This window comes from Allosediminivita pacifica (assembly GCF_003054175.1).
GTDB classification, from domain to species: domain Bacteria; phylum Pseudomonadota; class Alphaproteobacteria; order Rhodobacterales; family Rhodobacteraceae; genus Allosediminivita; species Allosediminivita pacifica.
Window position 1 is genome coordinate 1 of record NZ_QBKN01000038.1, and the last position, 14,721, is coordinate 14,721.

Sequence of the window (14,721 nt, forward strand, 5' to 3'; positions counted from 1 at the left end):
GCTCGGGATAGGCGTCGCTGAAGTGGCGCTGCCATTCCGGGAAGGCCTCTTCCGGGCCGGACTTTACGAGCAGTTTCATTGTATCTTGCCTTTCCGTTCGCAGGCTTACGCATCACAGGTCAAGATCTGTACTTCAAGCAACATGACAATCGGGAAGACCGTGTCATTGAGCCAGGACCGCGAGCTCACCCGGCTTGCCAGCTTCGCCAACTGGTCATTCTCCCGACTAGGGAACAAACCTGCATCACTTCGCCAGACCGTCGATGAAGATATCCAAAAGCCGAAGGACGTTCTCGCGCCAGCCCTGCCCCGGCTCGCGGGCATAGCACAGGGCATACATGGTCTGCAGAATATCCTCGGCCGTTACACCCTCTCGCAAACGACCAGTTTCCACACCGCGCGCGATCAGCTTGTTCAGCGCCACATCGATCCGGCTCGCCCTCGCAGCGTAGGATTTCTTGGCTTCGTCGCTCATCACAACCGAGAGGGCCCCGAGCATGCCGCGCTTGGTCTCGACCAGCGCCACGTTGACGTGCAGCCAGGTCCGCAGGGCGTCGAGCGGATCATCGCCTGCGTCGAGACGCTCTGCCATGTCGGCCAATTCGTCGATCTCGCGGGTGAAGACCGCGTGGAACAGGGCCTCGCGGTCGGGAAAATGCCGGTAGAGCGTCCCGATCCCCACCCCCGCACGTTTCGCGACCGCCTCGAGACTTGCGTTCGGGCCGCCGGGGCCAAGAACGTCCTTAGCCGCCTCGATCAGCCGTTCGCGGTTCCTCAGGGCATCGGAACGGGGCTTGCGTTTGGGCGTCGGCATCCGGGCTTCTCTTCTTGTCTTGATAAACGGAGGCTACCTCCGTATATTGATGAGGCGGGATACTACGACGATCCCACTTGCTCCCGCATACTACGGACGTCTCCGCCCGGGCGCGAGTGCCCGAAACCTCAACTTTACCAAAGGACGGGAGGACCGCATGTCACCTTCCATCAGCCTGACCATCAATGGCGAGGCCCGCGCTGTCGCGCTCGACGATCCGCGCGTTACGCTGCTCGACCTCCTCCGCGAACGCTTGGACCTGCCGGGAACCAAGAAAGGCTGCGATCGCGGGCAATGCGGCGCCTGCACTGTCCTTGTCGACGGCCGCAGGGTCAATTCCTGTCTCACGCTCGCCGCCACGCTCGACGGCGCAGAGATCACCACCATCGAAGGGCTCGCACTCGGGGAAGAGCTGCACCCTGTGCAGGCTGCCTTCATCGAGAACGACGCCTTTCAGTGCGGCTACTGCACCCCGGGCCAGATCATGAGCGCGGTCGGCCTCATCTCGGAAGGCAGCGCCGGCGACGATCCCGAACGCATCCGCGAGGGGATGAGCGGAAACATCTGCCGCTGCGCCGCCTACCACGGCATCACCATCGCCGTGCAGGAAGCTACCCGCAACATGATCCGCACCGACAAGGAGGACGCGGCATGAAGCGCTTCGAGTTCATCCAGCCAAGTTCCGTCGAGGAGGCTCTCGCCGCCTGGGAGCCCGGCGCCGCCTGGCTTGGCGGAGGCACGAACCTCCTCGATCTCATGAAGATCGGCGCGATGCAGCCGGATCGCGTAATCGACATCACCCGCCTGCCCGGCCTTTCCGGGATCGAGACGCTCTCCGACGGCTCTATCCGCATCGGCGCGCTCGTGCGCAATTCCGATCTGGCCGTCAATGCCACCGTCGCGCGCGACCTCCCGATGGTTGCGGAGGCGCTTCTGTCCGGGGCCTCGGGGCAGCTACGCAATGCCGCCACGGTCGGCGGCAACCTGATGCAGCACACACGCTGCAACTATTTCCAGGATCCCCATGCGGCCTGCAACCGCCGCGAACCCGGCGCCGGTTGCGATGCGCGCGAGGCCGGGGACCGCATGGCCTTGCTCGGCTGGAGCGACGGCTGTATCGCGACGAACCCCTCTGATTTCTGCGTTCCGCTCGCTGCGCTCGATGCGGTGATCGAGGTGCGAGGACCGCAAGGCGCCCGCGAAATCCATGTTTCGGAGTTTCACCTTCTGCCCGGCGACAATCCGCAGCGCGTGACGGCACTGGAACCCGGCGAACTGATCCTCGCGTTGCGCCTGCCGCCCGAGGCCACGGCCTTCGCGGGCCATGCCCGTTATCTGAAGGTTCGTGACCGTACCTCTTTCGCCTTCGCAATGAGCTCCGCGGCAGCGGCACTGAAGATGGAAGACGGCCGCATTTCCGATGCGCGGCTTGCCCTCGGCGCCGTGGCCGCCAAACCCTGGCGCGCGGCGGAAGCAGAGGCCATGCTCTCGGGCGCGGCACCGGAGGAAGCACTTTTCACGCGCGCGGCCGACGCGGCATTGGCCGAGGCAAAGCCCTCGGGCGACAATGCCTGGAAGATCGACCTAGCCCGCCGTACCGCGGTCCGGGCCCTTCTCATGGCCGCGGCCGGCACGCCCGCACGGATACCCGCCCTGCCCGCCTCTCCCTTCGGAAGCAAAGTCGGAGACCTCGCCCATGCCTGACACGCTCGATCCGCACGTCCGCTTCGGCTCCAACTCCGGTCAGCCGGTCACCCGTCGCGACGGGCTCGCCAAGGTCACCGGCACCGCGACCTTCGCTGCCGACAATACCCCGGACAACATGCTGTACGCCGTCTTCGTCCCAGCGGCGATCGCCCGGGGTCGCGTGACCGGCCTCGACACCGAAGCCGCGGCAGCCCATCCGGGGGTCACCCATGTGCTGACGCCTCAGAATCGTCCTCCGCTTCAGGGCGATCCGTCTGACAAGCCGACCATGTTCTCGTTCCGCTTCGAGGCGCTACAGGATGACAGCGTCCGCTATGCCGGCCAGCCGATCGCTCTGGTCGTGGCCGAAACGCTGGAAGCCGCGAACGAGGGCGCGAGGTTGCTCAACCCGAAGTACGAACGGCTGACCCCGCGCACCGACATCGACGACGCCGAGCCCTACGCCTTCGAGGCTGCCGGCTTCGGGCTACCGGCGAACACGGTCCATGGTAACCCCGAGGCAGGACATGCCTCCGCGGCCCAGGCGATCGATGTCACCTACGAGACCGCACCTCAGTATCACAACGCAATGGAAACCCACGCGGTCGTCGCAAAGTGGGAAGGCGATCACCTGACGCTCGACATGCCGAGCCAGGCCATTTCGATGTCCTGCGCCGGCTTCGCCTACTACTTCGGCATTCCGGCCGAGAACGTGACCGTGCGCAGCCCCTATCTCGGCGGCGGTTTCGGCTCCAAGGCCATTCCTACGGGCCCCTACGTGCTCGCCATCCTCGCGGCGCGGATGACCGGGCGGCCTGTCAAGATGATGCTGACACGCCAGCAGATGTTCGGCCCGGTCGGCCACCGCGGGCAAACCCGCCAGCGTCTGAGGCTGGGCGCGGATGACACCGGCAGGCTGACCGTGATCGACCACGAGGGCATTGCGGCGACCTCGACCTTCGACGATTTCGTCGAGCCCGCGGCCAATGCCTCGCAGGGGATCTACGCGGCGGGCGCGCTTCGCTCCACGCACCGCGCGGTGAAGCTCGATATCGGCACACCCGGTCCCATGCGCGCACCCGGCGAGGCGTCCGGTTCCGCCGTGCTTGAATGCGCGCTGGACGAGCTTGCCGAGAAGCTCGGCTTGGATCCGCTCGAACTCCGGCTCAAGAACTATGCCGAGACCGAGCCGGGCACCGGCAAGCCATACTCCTCGAAAGCGCTCAGGGAATGCTATGCGCAGGGCGCCGAACGCTTTGGCTGGAACTCGCGTCCGAGGGCGCCCGGACAGATGCGCGACGAGGATGGGCTACTTGTCGGCTGGGGCATGGGCACCGCCTTCTTCCCCTGTCCCATGTTCATGGCCGAGGCGAATGCGACTCTGCGCGCCGATTCCACCGCGGTGGTCGAGACCTCCGCCGTCGATATGGGACAGGGGGCCTGGACCGCGCTCGCACAGATCGCGGCCGACAGCCTGGGTCTTCCACTCGACAAGGTGGACTTCCAGGCGGGGCGGTCGGGACTTCCCGACGGCGGTGTCGCCGGTGGGTCGGGCCACACGGCCACGGCCGGGGGCGCGCTTCATGCCGCCGGGGGCGACGTGATCCGCCAGCTCGGAGAAATCGCCGCCGCGGACCCCGACTCGCCGCTCTATGGGGCGGGAAACGCTGGGTTCGTGGCCAGGGACGGCCGGCTCTACGTCGCGGGGGACGAAAGCCGGAGCGAGGCCTATACCGACATCCTGGCACGGTCCGGAGGGGCCGAGATCGCGGGCAACGGCTCGGCATCCCGCGCGCCGGAGACTGCCGAGCAACACGCGATGAACGCGCATGGGGCGGTCTTTGCCGAGGTGAAGATCGACCCCGATCTCTGCCAGATGCGGGTGACACGGCTTGTCGGTGCTTTCGCCGCGGGGCGCATCATCAACCCGCGCCTCGCCGAGAGCCAGCTTTTCGGCGGAATGATCTGGGGCATCTCCTTCGCCCTGCACGAGGAAGCGCGGCATGATCACAAGCGCGGGCACATCGTCAACGCCGACCTCGCGGGTTACCACGTACCGGTCAACGCCGATGTTTCGGGGCTGGACGTGATCACCGTGCACGAGGAGGACCCCTACGTGAATGCCCTCGGCATCAAGGGCGTGGGCGAGATCGGGATCACGGGGACAGTCGGGGCCATCGGCAACGCGATCTGGCACGCGACCGGCAAGCGCGTGCGCCGCTTCCCGATCCGGATCGAGGATCTGCTGACCTCCTGAAGACTGTATGCAAATCTCTAATGACGAGCGGCGGGCCGGGCTATGACGACCGGCCCGTTCTACTGGAACAGGAGCCAGAAAATGAAGACCTTCGTCCTCTCCGGCACCCACTTGCCCGACCGCGACGGCGCCTGGGACATCGCCGTCGCTTCGGGTCGTGTGGCAGGGATCGAACGGCACATCCCCTCCGACGCTCGCGTAGCCGCTGACGGAATGCTGGCCTTCCCCGGCTTTTGCGAGGCGCATATTCACCTCGACAAAGCCCTGATCCTCGATCGTTGCGACATGTGTGCGCCCTCGCTCGCCTCCGCCGTCACCGAGACCGCGCGGGTAAAGGCCGAAGCTTCCGAACAGGACGTCTACGAGCGCGCCGCCCGCGTCATCGAAATGGCTATCCTGCAGGGCACGACCCTCATGCGCAGCTTCGTGGAGCTTGATCCCCGGGCAGGCACGCGTGGCTTCGACGCGCTGATGCGGCTCAAGCGCGACTACGCCTGGGCCGTCGAGATCCAGATCTGCGCCTTCGCCCAGGAAGGTCTCAGCAACGAACCAAAGACCGAGCCGCTTCTGGTCCATGCGCTGGAAAACGGTGCCGACCTCGTCGGGGGTTGTCCTTATCGCGATCCCGACCCGCGCGGACACGTCCGGCGCATCCTCGATCTCGCCGAAAGCTTCGGTACCCACGCGGACTTCCACGTCGATTTCGACCTCGACCCGGATGGTTCCGATCTGCCCGCCATCGCGGCGGAGACCGAACGGCGCGGAATGCAGGGCCGGGTCGTCGTTGGACACGCGACCAAGCTCTCCGCCATGACTCTGAAAGCGGTCGACCGCACAGGCCGGATGCTTGCCGACGCGGGGATCGGCGTCGTCGCGCTGCCCTCGACCGATCTTTTCCTGACCGGTCGCGAGGCGGAGCGGCTTGTTCCCCGGGGCCTCGCCCCTCTGGAACGGCTTGCCGCGGCCGGTGTGCAGACGGCGCTCGCGTCCAACAACATCCAGAACCCTTTTACGCCCTACGGCGATGCCAACGCACTGCGCATGGCGAACCTCTATGCCAACCTCGCGCATCTGGCCTCGGATGCCGAGCTTGCGACGTGCTTCGACCGCGTCGCCGGCGGCGCCGCCGCACTGATCGGCCGGCCGCGTGCGCTCACCGTGGGCGCCCCCGCCGACATCGTTCTGCTGGATGCCTCCGAACCGGCGGCAGCCGTGCGCGGCCTTGCCGAGCCGCGTGCAGGCTGGCGAAATGGGACGCAAACGTTCCGACGTCCTGAAGCCCGACTGATGCGGCCCGGCGGAGCAAGGGATGAGCCCGGCGATCAATACCGCTGACCCGTGGATCGTCACGTGGACCTCGGTCCTGGACACACCATGAAAATGCCGCCCCGATTTGCACCGGGACGGCATTTTCACTGGTCTAGTCAAAAGGTCAGACCTCGGGAAGGCCGCCCAGCAGCTTGTCGAGCGTCACTGGGTACTCACGAACGCGTACGCCGGTCGCGTTGTAGACGGCGTTCGCCACGGCCGCCGCCACCCCGCAGATGCCAAGCTCGCCGACGCCTTTCGCCTTCAGCGGCGTCGAGATCCCGTCGAGCGTGTCGAGGAAGATCACCTCTTGCTCCGGGATATCGGCATGGACCGCGACCTCGTAACCGGCCAGGTCATGGTTGGCGAACATGCCACGACCGGTATCGAGGGCCATTTCCTCGGACAGCGCCGCACCGACCGCCATGGTCATCCCGCCGATCACCTGGCTGCGTGCCGTGATCGGATTCAGGATCCGTCCGGCGTCCGCCGCGGCCACCATGCGCCGCACCCGGATCTCGCCGGTACCCACATGCACGCCGACCTCGACGAAATGCGCACCGAAGGTCGCAAGGACATAGTCCTGCTTGAAGTCCCCCCACTGCATCGTGTCGGTGGCTTCCAGCTCACCCTCGAGGTCGGCAAGCGCAACATCGGTATCGCCCGACACGACGCGGCCCTCGCGGAATTCCGGATCCTCGACACCCAGCTGCCCTGCGATCTGCTGGCGCAGACCGACGCAAGCCGCGTAGACGCCGGCGGTGGAACTTGCCGCACCGAATTGTCCGCCCGAGCCCGATGAGACGGGATAGGCACTGTTGCCCAAACGAACCTCGACCGCGTCAAGCGGCAGGCCGAGGCACTCGGCTGCCGTCTGGCCGATGATCGTGTAGGAGCCCGTACCGATATCGGTCATGTCGGTTTCCACGATCAGGCGACCGCCCGAAAGCCGTACCGTCGCGCCGGAGGGCAGCGTCGGAGCGCCCCGGTACGCGCCGGCCATGCCATGACCGATCAGCCACTGGCCCTCGCGCATGCCACCCGGGGTGGTGTTCCGGTCGGCCCAACCAAAGGCCTCTGCGCCGCGCTCCAGGCATTCGACGAAGTGGCGTTCGGAAAACGCCTGATCGGGGTTGGACGGATTGACCTGGGTATCGTTCACGATGCGCAGTTGCACGGGGTCCATGTCGAGCGCCTCGGCCAGTTCGTCCATGGCGACCTCGAGCGCCATGAGGCCCGAGGCTTCGCCGGGGGCGCGCATGTCGGAGGCTTCGGGCAACGGCATTTCGACGATGTGGTGTTGCACCCGCAGCGATTCAGCGCCGTAGAAGTAGGGCGTCTGCGCGGTCGCGTTCTCACCGCGTCCACCGGGCAGCGAGTGCGAGGCCGCATCGTGCCAGATGCCCGTCAACTTGCCATCCTCGCCAGCGGCAAGGCGGATCCGCTGAACCGTCGCAGAACGGTGCGTCGCATTGTTCATCATCATCGGCCGCGGCATGGCGAGCCGGACCGGACGCCCGACCTCGCGCGACCCGATCGCGGCAAGGACCGCATCGCAACGCAGCCAGAGCTTACCGCCGAAACCGCCGCCGATGTAGGGGCTCTCGACGCGAATTCGGTCAGGATCGATGCCGAAGTTCGTCGCGAGCGCCTGGCGATTCCATTCGATCATCTGGTTCGACGTCCAGACGGTCATGTCCTCGCCGTCCGACCAGTCCACGATGGAGGCAAAGGGCTCCATCATCTGATGGCTCTCGGAGGGAGTGTGATACATCTCGTCGACCACGGCCGCGGCGTTCTCCAGAGCACCCTCGACGTTGCCCACCATGGTGCTCGGCTCACCGGTCCCCTCGAAGCGTTCAAAGGCCGCGTCCAGATCGTAGTCGGCCGGATCGCCCGGGGCATATTCGACCTCGATCAGGGAGGCCGCCGCACGCGCTTCTTCGAAGCTGTCCGCGACCACGACGGCAATGGCCTGATGGTAATGCTGGATCTCGTCACCGCCGAAGAGCCGAGCGACATTGTAGTCCCAGATCCCGAGAGGTTCGATGTCGAGCGTCGTGACAACCGCGTGGACCCCGGGCGCATTGCGCGCGGCCTCGGCGTCCATGCTGGTGATGCGACCGTGCGAGATGCCTGCTGCCACCGGGTAGCCATAGAGCTGCCCCTCGACCACGTCGTGGCGTTCGTAGGCATAAGGCGCGGTGCCGGTAACCTTCAGCGGGCCATCCGTCCGGTGAGTCGGTCGGCCGACGATGGTCGCGTTGTCGAACAGGTTCTGACCTGCGGGTTCGTTGAACTGCATGAGGTTACTCCTCTGCCAGCATTGCGGCGAGCGCGCGCTCGGCCAGGGTAATCTTGAACGCGTTCTCCTCGGTGGGCCGTGCCCCCTCGAGAAGATGAGCCATCACTGCACGCGCACCGTTGGGCAGTTCCGCGTCGGCCTCGTCCGACCGCCACGGCTTGGGCGCGACACCGCCAAGCGCCACGCGTCCGCTACCATCCGGCTGACGGATCAGCGCGACCGAAACCAGCGCGAAGGCGTAGGACGCGCGGTCCCGCGCCTTGTGATACTTCTGGGTCCCACCCACGGGCGCCGGCAGCGTCACATGGGTGATCAACTCGCCCGGCATCAGCGCGTTTTCCTCCTGCGGGGTATCGCCGGGCAGCAGGTGAAACTCTTCGAGGGGAATCCTGCGGGTCATGCCGTTCGGCGTGACTGTCTCGACGGTGGCGTCGAGAACACGCATGGCGACCGCCATGTCGCTGGGATGTGTCGCGATGCAGTTGTCGGACGTCCCGATCACACCCAGCTGACGCGAGAAGGCGCCCTCGGTCAGCGCACCGCAGCCCGACCCGGGCTCGCGCTTGTTGCAGGGCATCGCCGTGTCATAGAAGTAAGGGCACCGCGTGCGTTGCAGCAGGTTCCCACCGGTTGTTGCCTTGTTGCGAAGCTGGCCCGAAGCACCCGCCGCGATGGCCCGCGTGAGCACCGGGTAATCCCTGCGCACGCGTTCGTCTGCCGAAAGCGCCGTGTTGGTGACCAGAGTGCCGATGCGTAACCCGCCGTCCTCGGTCTCGGTGACCTCGTCGAGCCCGAGCCCGTTGACGTCGATCAGATGGACCGGAGTCTCGATCTCGAGCTTCATGAGGTCCAGAAGATTGGTGCCGCCCGCCAGGAACTTTGCCCCTTCGACTTCGGCAGCGCGTGCCGCAGCCGCCGCCGGGTCGGCGACCTTTTCATAGGAAAATGCTCTCATGCCTGGTCCTCCGCGACCTGCGTGATGGCTGCAAGAATGTTCGCGTAGGCGCCGCAGCGGCAGATATTGCCGGACATGCGCTCGCGGATCTCTGCGTCAGTGATGGCGATCTCGGCGTTCAGGTCTCCCGTCACGTGCGACGGGATGCCGGCGCGGATCTCCTCGATGACCTTGCGCGCCGAGCTGATCTGACCCGGTGTGCAATACCCGCACTGGAAGCCGTCGTTCTCGACGAAGGCGGCCTGCATAGGGTCCATTTGCTCGGGCGTCCCGATGCCCTCGATCGTTTCCACCTCGTCACCGTCGTGCATCACCGCAAGGCTGAGACAAGAGTTAATCCGCTCGCCGTTGACCGTGCAGGTGCAGGCGCCACACTGGCCGTGATCGCAGCCCTTCTTGGTGCCGGTAAGTTCCAGATGTTCGCGCAGCGCATCAAGAAGGGTCACACGGTTGTCGACGGTGAGTTCGCGCGGCTCGCCGTTGACGGTGAGCGTGACGGTGGTGGTGCTATCGCCTGCCGGTGTCGAAGCTGCGGCCCCGTCCTGGGCCGAGGCCGGGCGGAGACCGGCACTCATCGCGATCGCTGCGCTACCGGCCAGCAGCGTGCGTCTGCGAATCTCAAATTCGATGGGTGGGGTCATGGGATGTCCTTTCTGCGGGTCGGGCCGCCAATCGGAGCGCCTAGTCACCAACGCCATGCAGGCGCGTGTGGGTTCAGAGGGTTGTCGCAAGACAGAAATTAGCCGGGCTCATCAATTGCCTTGCGACCCCTCATGCGAGGTCGCGACAATCGCGCGGGCCATTAGCGAGACCGTCGCTGCCCCGGTAAGGTTCAGGAGCTGCGACAGTATCCTTTGGGGGCCCCACCGTCCCGCCGGCGGCAGGACCCGGAAAAGCGGATCAGCATGTTCCACCCCGCTGATCCAGTCGATCCGGTTATTCCGGCTGAACGGTCGGGCGGAACAGGATCTCGTTCACGTCCACGTTCTCGGGCTGCGAAACGGCAAAGGAAACCATATCTGCCATCGTGCTTGCCGGAACTGCGATCTGCGGCACGAACTCCCGCAGCTGGTCACCGAGACCAGGTTCCGAAATGTGCTCCGTCAGCTCCGTATCGACCGCACCGGGCGAAATCACGGTGACGCGCACATTGTAATCCTTGACCTCCTGACGCAGCGACTCGGACAGAGCCCGGACCGCGAACTTGGTGGCGCAGTAGACGGCCCCGTTCGGCACGGCCTTGTGTCCGTAGACCGAGGAAACGTTGATGATCTGGCCGGACTTCTGCTCCTTGAAGACCGGCAGTACCGCCGAGATACCGTAGAGCGTGCCCTTCATGTTCACGTCGATCATCTGGTTCCACTCGTCCACGCGCTGGCTTTCCAGCGGAGAAAGCGGCATGAGGCCGGCGTTGTTGAAGATCACGTCCACGCGGCCATACGCGTCTTTCGCGGCCTCGACGAGCTTCTGCACGTCTTCCTGCCTGGTCACATCCGTGGCCACGGCGAGCGCCTCACCCCCGGCGTCCTTGATCTCGTTCACGATGGCGTCGAGCCGGTCCTGTCGGCGCGCGCCAAGTGCGAGCCTGGCGCCCTTGGCAGCGAGATCGCGCGCGGTCGCCTCGCCCATGCCGCTCGAGGCACCCGTGATGACGATGACTTTTCCGCTGATGTTGTCTGCCACTGGTTTTCTCCTTCTCGTTCGTCTACGGGCGTGCCCCGATCTGTCGGCAGGTCCCGCCGGGCTTATTTTGTCGTGTCAGTCGGCGGCTTCGATGCGGACGGGAAACTCTCCGTTCTGCAGAAGAGCGTCGATTGGCCCGTCGAAGGCCCCAAGCCGTAGCAGCCCGGCAGAGGACTGGAACGGCTTGTAGAAGATCGCGAGATTGCCCCAGGGCCGGTACTGCGTGATGTCGCCCGCCTTGGGCTCGTAGGCCCGGGGGGCCTCGCTGTCGTCGAGCTTGCGACCGAGGTCGGCGACCTTTTCGATGCCGTGAAAATCCGACAGCGTCAGATCGAGCGGCAGCATCGACGCAAAATCTCGCGCCGCCGCACTGTCGTCCAGCGTCGCGGAAAGTTCTGTGTCTCCGACTAAGACGCGAATGCGTGTCATGGGATCCTCCTGTGCGGCTGCGGCGAGGGACGAGACGGTAAAAATGCCCGCCGCCAGAAACATGCGTATCGACGCTGCTCGTACGTTCATCGCCGGTCCCTCGCATCTCTTCCAAGCCATGATCTAAGCCGAAGCGTCCCGCAGGGAATAATGCGCGGATTGCTGGCACTCATGAAGGCGCCTCATCAATGGATCGGAAGCCGAAGCTCGCGATCAGGTTAGGCCGCGGTCATGTCGATGACATAGCGGTAGCGCGCCTGCCGGTTCACGACACGCTCGCAGGCCTCGCCTATCTGATCGGGCGTGATCATCTCGTAGGTCGCGGCCACGCCATGATGCGCGGCGAAATCGATCACGCGCTGGGTCTCGGCAATGCCGCCCGTCATCGACCCGGCGAGACTCTGACGACCGAAGCCCATCATCATTCCGTGCGCTCCTTCGACCGGGAAAAGCGCGCCGACGTTCACCAGCGTTTTGTCGAGCTTCAGCATGTTCAGGAACTGCTGCATCGGATAGGCCACCGGTACGGTAGACAGCATCAGGTCGAAGCTCGCCATCTGGCTGCGTAGGCCCTCCTCGTCGGACCAGAGGTAGGCTTCGGAGGCACCGAAGCTGCGCGCGTCCTCAAGCTTGTCCTGCGAGGTGGTGAAGACCACGACCTCGGCCCCCTTGGCCGCGCCGAGCTTCACCGCGAGGTGTCCTAGCCCACCCATGCCGATGACACCGTAGCGCTGACCTGGCTTGAGATCCCAGTGGTTGATCGGCGAAAAGGTGGTGATCCCCGCGCAGAGCAGTGGCGCGAAACCGGCGAGATCGACGCCGGGCGGGATGCGCAGAACGAAATCCTCGGTCACCACGATGCGCTTTGAATAACCGCCGTAGGTCACGCCACCCGACACCTGGTCGGGGGAATCGTAGGTGAAGGTGGTCCCGTTCAGGCAATTCTGCTCACGGTCGGCGAGACAGTTCACGCATTCACCGCAACTGTCGACCATGGTGCCAACACCCGCGATGTCACCCTCGCGGAACTTCGTCACCTCCGATCCGACACCGACGACGCGGCCCACCATCTCATGCCCCGGCACCAGCGGGAAGTTCGGCATACCCCAGTCGCCCTTGTAGGTATGGATGTCCGAGTGACAGATCGAACTGTACATGATGTCGATGACAACATCCTTGGGACGGGCCTCGCGGCGGGTGATCGTGTAGGGCGCGAAGGTGCCGTCCGTGTCACGCGCCGCCCAGGCCTGTACCTCGCTCTGCGCAAGCGCGTCCGACGGCTGCGCCGCGGCCCGGCTGCCGGAAAACCCAGCCGCCGCCAGGGGGGCCGCAGCCACTGCGGCACCGCCCCGCAGGAAATTGCGCCGGCCCTCGCCGTTGCGGGTCAGGATCTCGACACCGGTTTCACACTTCTCGCACATGGTTCGTCATCCTCTTGCTGAACGGATATCGCCCGACGGGCGGCAGCCGTGGGCATGCTTGAATGCTGAGCCCATGCAGCACCGAAGATAATCCCGATAATCGGCAGAGCGATCATGACAGCGCTTCATCAATCCACTCAAAATGTCTGCGCACGGCTCAGGCGCGAGCAGACGCATTAAATTAATGAAACAAGCTCATGGACGCGTCCCGGCTGTTTCCCATTATCCGCTGGGACCTGCGCCCTAAGTTGATCGTCAGGGCCGGGATAACCCCGGTCAGGCCCCTCGGCCGCCTCTCATTCAAGGAGACGACCTGACATGAAACGCATTCTTGCCCCCACCCTCGTGATCGCGCTTGCCGCGCCGGCCGCCTTTGCACAGTCGATGACCGTAACACCCACCGAAGACCGTCCCGGCCAGATCGGAAGCAGCGACACCTTCTCCGGCACCGCTTACGTGGCACCTGTGTTCCCCCCTGAGATCAACGACGTCAGCGCGGGCGAAGTCACCTTCCTCCCTGGCGCGCGCTCCGCATGGCACACGCATCCTGACGGCCAGATGCTGGTGGTGACCCACGGCACGGGCTGGGTTCAGGAACGCGGCCAAGAGAAACAGGTGATGCAGGCCGGCGATGTCGTCTGGTGCCCGCCGGAAATTGAACACTGGCACGGTGCTACCGAGGAAACCTCGGTCACCCACTACGCGATCCAGACCGGCGTCGAATGGGGCGAACTCGTCACCGACGAGGAATACAGCCAATAATACCATAACGGCAGCCTGCGCCACGCGCGGGCTGCCCTGCCCGGGAATTGCCATGACACTGCGCCTGCTTGCCCTTGCCTTCGCGACCCTCGTTCCCTCCGCGCCGATCGCACAGCCGGCCGTCCAGACGGCACTGGATGGCCTCGAATACCCCTGGGATATCGAGGTCAGCGAGGATGCCTTCTACATCACCGAAAAGTCCGGGACGCTCGGAACTCTTCGGAACGGCGACTTTACGCGCCTCCCGGTCATCACGAGCGAGCCGATACTCGACGACCGGGGCGGAGGACTGCTCGGCTTGGCCCTTCACCCCGACTTTGCCACCAATAGGCTGGTCGTGCTCTACACGCATCATGGCACCCCGAACGAAAGGTGGAACCGGGTGATCGAGGCGCGCCTGAGCGACGGCGCATGGCGAGAAACACGGGTGCTGATCGACGACATCCCCGGCCACCCGCTCTACAATGGCGGACGCGTGGCGTTCGGCCCGGACGGGATGCTCTATATCACGACCGGCTGGACCGAGAACCGCGAACGCCCGCAGGACCTCGACAGCCTTGCCGGCAAGATCCTCCGCGTGCGCGCGGACGGCTCGGTACCCACGGACAATCCGTTCCCCGGATCGCCCGTCTGGTCCCTCGGACACAGGAACCCGCAGGGCCTCGCCTGGGATGACGCAGGGCGCCTGTACGCCGCGGAACATGGCCAGTCCGGCCATGACGAGGTGAACTTGATCGAGCCCGGAGGTAACTACGGCTGGCCTCTCATCCAGGGAGATGAGGAGGCCGAAGGCATGCGCGCTCCACTGGCGCATTCGGGTGGGTCCACGTGGGCCCCCTCCGGACTGGGGTGGGACGGCGACCGACTGCTTGTCGCTGGTCTTCGGGCAGAGGGTCTGCTGGCCCTCGATCCGGTGTCACGCGAAATCGCCAACGGTATTGGCATCGGAGAGCGTATCCGGGACGTCGTGATCACCAGGGACGAGATCCTTGCCATCACGACGAACCGGTCCCCTCGGCGCGAGGGCCCTTCCGAGGATCGACTGATCCGGATACGCCGCTAACATTGTTGCAACATGACGCATGATGCATGGACGGCATG

At 65.2% G+C, this 14,721-nt stretch carries 13 protein-coding genes; 6 read left to right on the forward strand and 7 right to left on the reverse strand.

What is annotated here, in order from left to right; translation table 11 throughout:
• Positions 1-244: 244 nt before the first annotated feature.
• Positions 245-814: a TetR/AcrR family transcriptional regulator gene (locus C8N44_RS20715; RefSeq protein ID WP_107978670.1), complete on the reverse strand. Its 570-nt coding sequence runs from the start codon at positions 812-814 to the stop codon at positions 245-247.
• Between the two features lie 157 nt (positions 815-971).
• On the opposite strand from C8N44_RS20715, the gene C8N44_RS20720 reads away from it, so the two are divergent.
• The 4 genes from C8N44_RS20720 to C8N44_RS20735 all read left to right on the forward strand — a co-directional run bounded on the left by C8N44_RS20720 (position 972) and on the right by C8N44_RS20735 (position 6,092).
• Positions 972-1,469, forward strand: a complete 498-nt coding sequence (locus tag C8N44_RS20720; protein WP_107978671.1) for a (2Fe-2S)-binding protein — start codon at positions 972-974, stop codon at positions 1,467-1,469.
• Positions 1,466-2,518, forward strand: a complete 1,053-nt coding sequence (locus C8N44_RS20725; RefSeq protein ID WP_107978672.1) for an FAD binding domain-containing protein — start codon at positions 1,466-1,468, stop codon at positions 2,516-2,518. The genes C8N44_RS20720 and C8N44_RS20725 overlap by 4 nt, the downstream gene beginning before the upstream one ends.
• Positions 2,511-4,757 carry a xanthine dehydrogenase family protein molybdopterin-binding subunit gene (locus C8N44_RS20730; RefSeq protein WP_107978673.1) on the forward strand — a complete coding sequence of 749 codons (2,247 nt, stop codon included), beginning with the start codon at positions 2,511-2,513 and terminating at the stop codon, positions 4,755-4,757. Before C8N44_RS20725 ends, C8N44_RS20730 begins: the two co-directional genes overlap by 8 nt.
• Positions 4,758-4,838: 81 nt before the next feature.
• Positions 4,839-6,092: an amidohydrolase family protein gene (locus C8N44_RS20735; protein WP_107978674.1), complete on the forward strand. Its 1,254-nt coding sequence runs from the start codon at positions 4,839-4,841 to the stop codon at positions 6,090-6,092.
• 97 nt (positions 6,093-6,189) lie between these two features.
• On the opposite strand, the gene C8N44_RS20740 is transcribed toward C8N44_RS20735, so the two are convergent.
• The 6 genes from C8N44_RS20740 to C8N44_RS20765 form a co-directional block, all read right to left on the reverse strand.
• Positions 6,190-8,370, reverse strand: coding sequence for a xanthine dehydrogenase family protein molybdopterin-binding subunit (locus C8N44_RS20740; RefSeq protein WP_107978675.1), 2,181 nt, complete (start codon positions 8,368-8,370; stop codon positions 6,190-6,192).
• A gap of 4 nt (positions 8,371-8,374) precedes the next feature.
• Positions 8,375-9,325: an FAD binding domain-containing protein gene (locus tag C8N44_RS20745; RefSeq protein ID WP_107978676.1), complete on the reverse strand. Its 951-nt coding sequence runs from the start codon at positions 9,323-9,325 to the stop codon at positions 8,375-8,377.
• On the reverse strand, positions 9,322-9,966 hold the full coding sequence (paoA, locus tag C8N44_RS20750) for an aldehyde dehydrogenase iron-sulfur subunit PaoA (RefSeq protein WP_107978677.1): 645 nt from the start codon (positions 9,964-9,966) through the stop codon (positions 9,322-9,324). Before paoA ends, C8N44_RS20745 begins: the two co-directional genes overlap by 4 nt.
• Before the next feature lie 295 nt (positions 9,967-10,261).
• Entirely contained in the window at positions 10,262-11,008 is a 747-nt protein-coding gene (locus tag C8N44_RS20755) for an SDR family oxidoreductase (protein WP_107978678.1), read from the reverse strand.
• 75 nt (positions 11,009-11,083) lie between these two features.
• Positions 11,084-11,437, reverse strand: coding sequence for a cyclophilin-like fold protein (locus C8N44_RS20760; protein WP_107978693.1), 354 nt, complete (start codon positions 11,435-11,437; stop codon positions 11,084-11,086).
• 218 nt (positions 11,438-11,655) lie between these two features.
• Positions 11,656-12,858, reverse strand: a complete 1,203-nt coding sequence (locus C8N44_RS20765; protein ID WP_107978679.1) for an NAD(P)-dependent alcohol dehydrogenase — start codon at positions 12,856-12,858, stop codon at positions 11,656-11,658.
• A 318-nt stretch (positions 12,859-13,176) separates the two neighbouring features.
• Here C8N44_RS20765 and C8N44_RS20770 point away from each other — a divergent pair, with 318 nt between their 5' ends.
• Together C8N44_RS20770 and C8N44_RS20775 are read left to right on the forward strand one after the other, a co-directional pair.
• Positions 13,177-13,620: a (R)-mandelonitrile lyase gene (locus tag C8N44_RS20770; RefSeq protein ID WP_107978680.1), complete on the forward strand. Its 444-nt coding sequence runs from the start codon at positions 13,177-13,179 to the stop codon at positions 13,618-13,620.
• Positions 13,621-13,672: 52 nt separating this feature from the next.
• On the forward strand, positions 13,673-14,683 hold the full coding sequence (locus C8N44_RS20775) for a PQQ-dependent sugar dehydrogenase (RefSeq protein WP_107978681.1): 1,011 nt from the start codon (positions 13,673-13,675) through the stop codon (positions 14,681-14,683).
• The last annotated feature ends 38 nt before the right edge of the window (positions 14,684-14,721 follow it).

Coding starts and splice junctions, on each gene's coding strand:
- C8N44_RS20765 (WP_107978679.1), bottom strand. CDS start 12,858: ATGTGCGAGAAGTGTGAAACCGGTGTCGAGATCCTGACCCGCAACGGC.
- C8N44_RS20720 (WP_107978671.1), top strand. CDS start 972: ATGTCACCTTCCATCAGCCTGACCATCAATGGCGAGGCCCGCGCTGTC.
- C8N44_RS20735 (WP_107978674.1), top strand. CDS start 4,839: ATGAAGACCTTCGTCCTCTCCGGCACCCACTTGCCCGACCGCGACGGC.
- C8N44_RS20745 (WP_107978676.1), bottom strand. CDS start 9,325: ATGAGAGCATTTTCCTATGAAAAGGTCGCCGACCCGGCGGCGGCTGCG.
- C8N44_RS20760 (WP_107978693.1), bottom strand. CDS start 11,437: ATGACACGCATTCGCGTCTTAGTCGGAGACACAGAACTTTCCGCGACG.
- C8N44_RS20730 (WP_107978673.1), top strand. CDS start 2,511: ATGCCTGACACGCTCGATCCGCACGTCCGCTTCGGCTCCAACTCCGGT.
- paoA (WP_107978677.1), bottom strand. CDS start 9,966: ATGACCCCACCCATCGAATTTGAGATTCGCAGACGCACGCTGCTGGCC.
- C8N44_RS20775 (WP_107978681.1), top strand. CDS start 13,673: ATGACACTGCGCCTGCTTGCCCTTGCCTTCGCGACCCTCGTTCCCTCC.
- C8N44_RS20740 (WP_107978675.1), bottom strand. CDS start 8,370: ATGCAGTTCAACGAACCCGCAGGTCAGAACCTGTTCGACAACGCGACC.
- C8N44_RS20770 (WP_107978680.1), top strand. CDS start 13,177: ATGAAACGCATTCTTGCCCCCACCCTCGTGATCGCGCTTGCCGCGCCG.
- C8N44_RS20725 (WP_107978672.1), top strand. CDS start 1,466: ATGAAGCGCTTCGAGTTCATCCAGCCAAGTTCCGTCGAGGAGGCTCTC.
- C8N44_RS20715 (WP_107978670.1), bottom strand. CDS start 814: ATGCCGACGCCCAAACGCAAGCCCCGTTCCGATGCCCTGAGGAACCGC.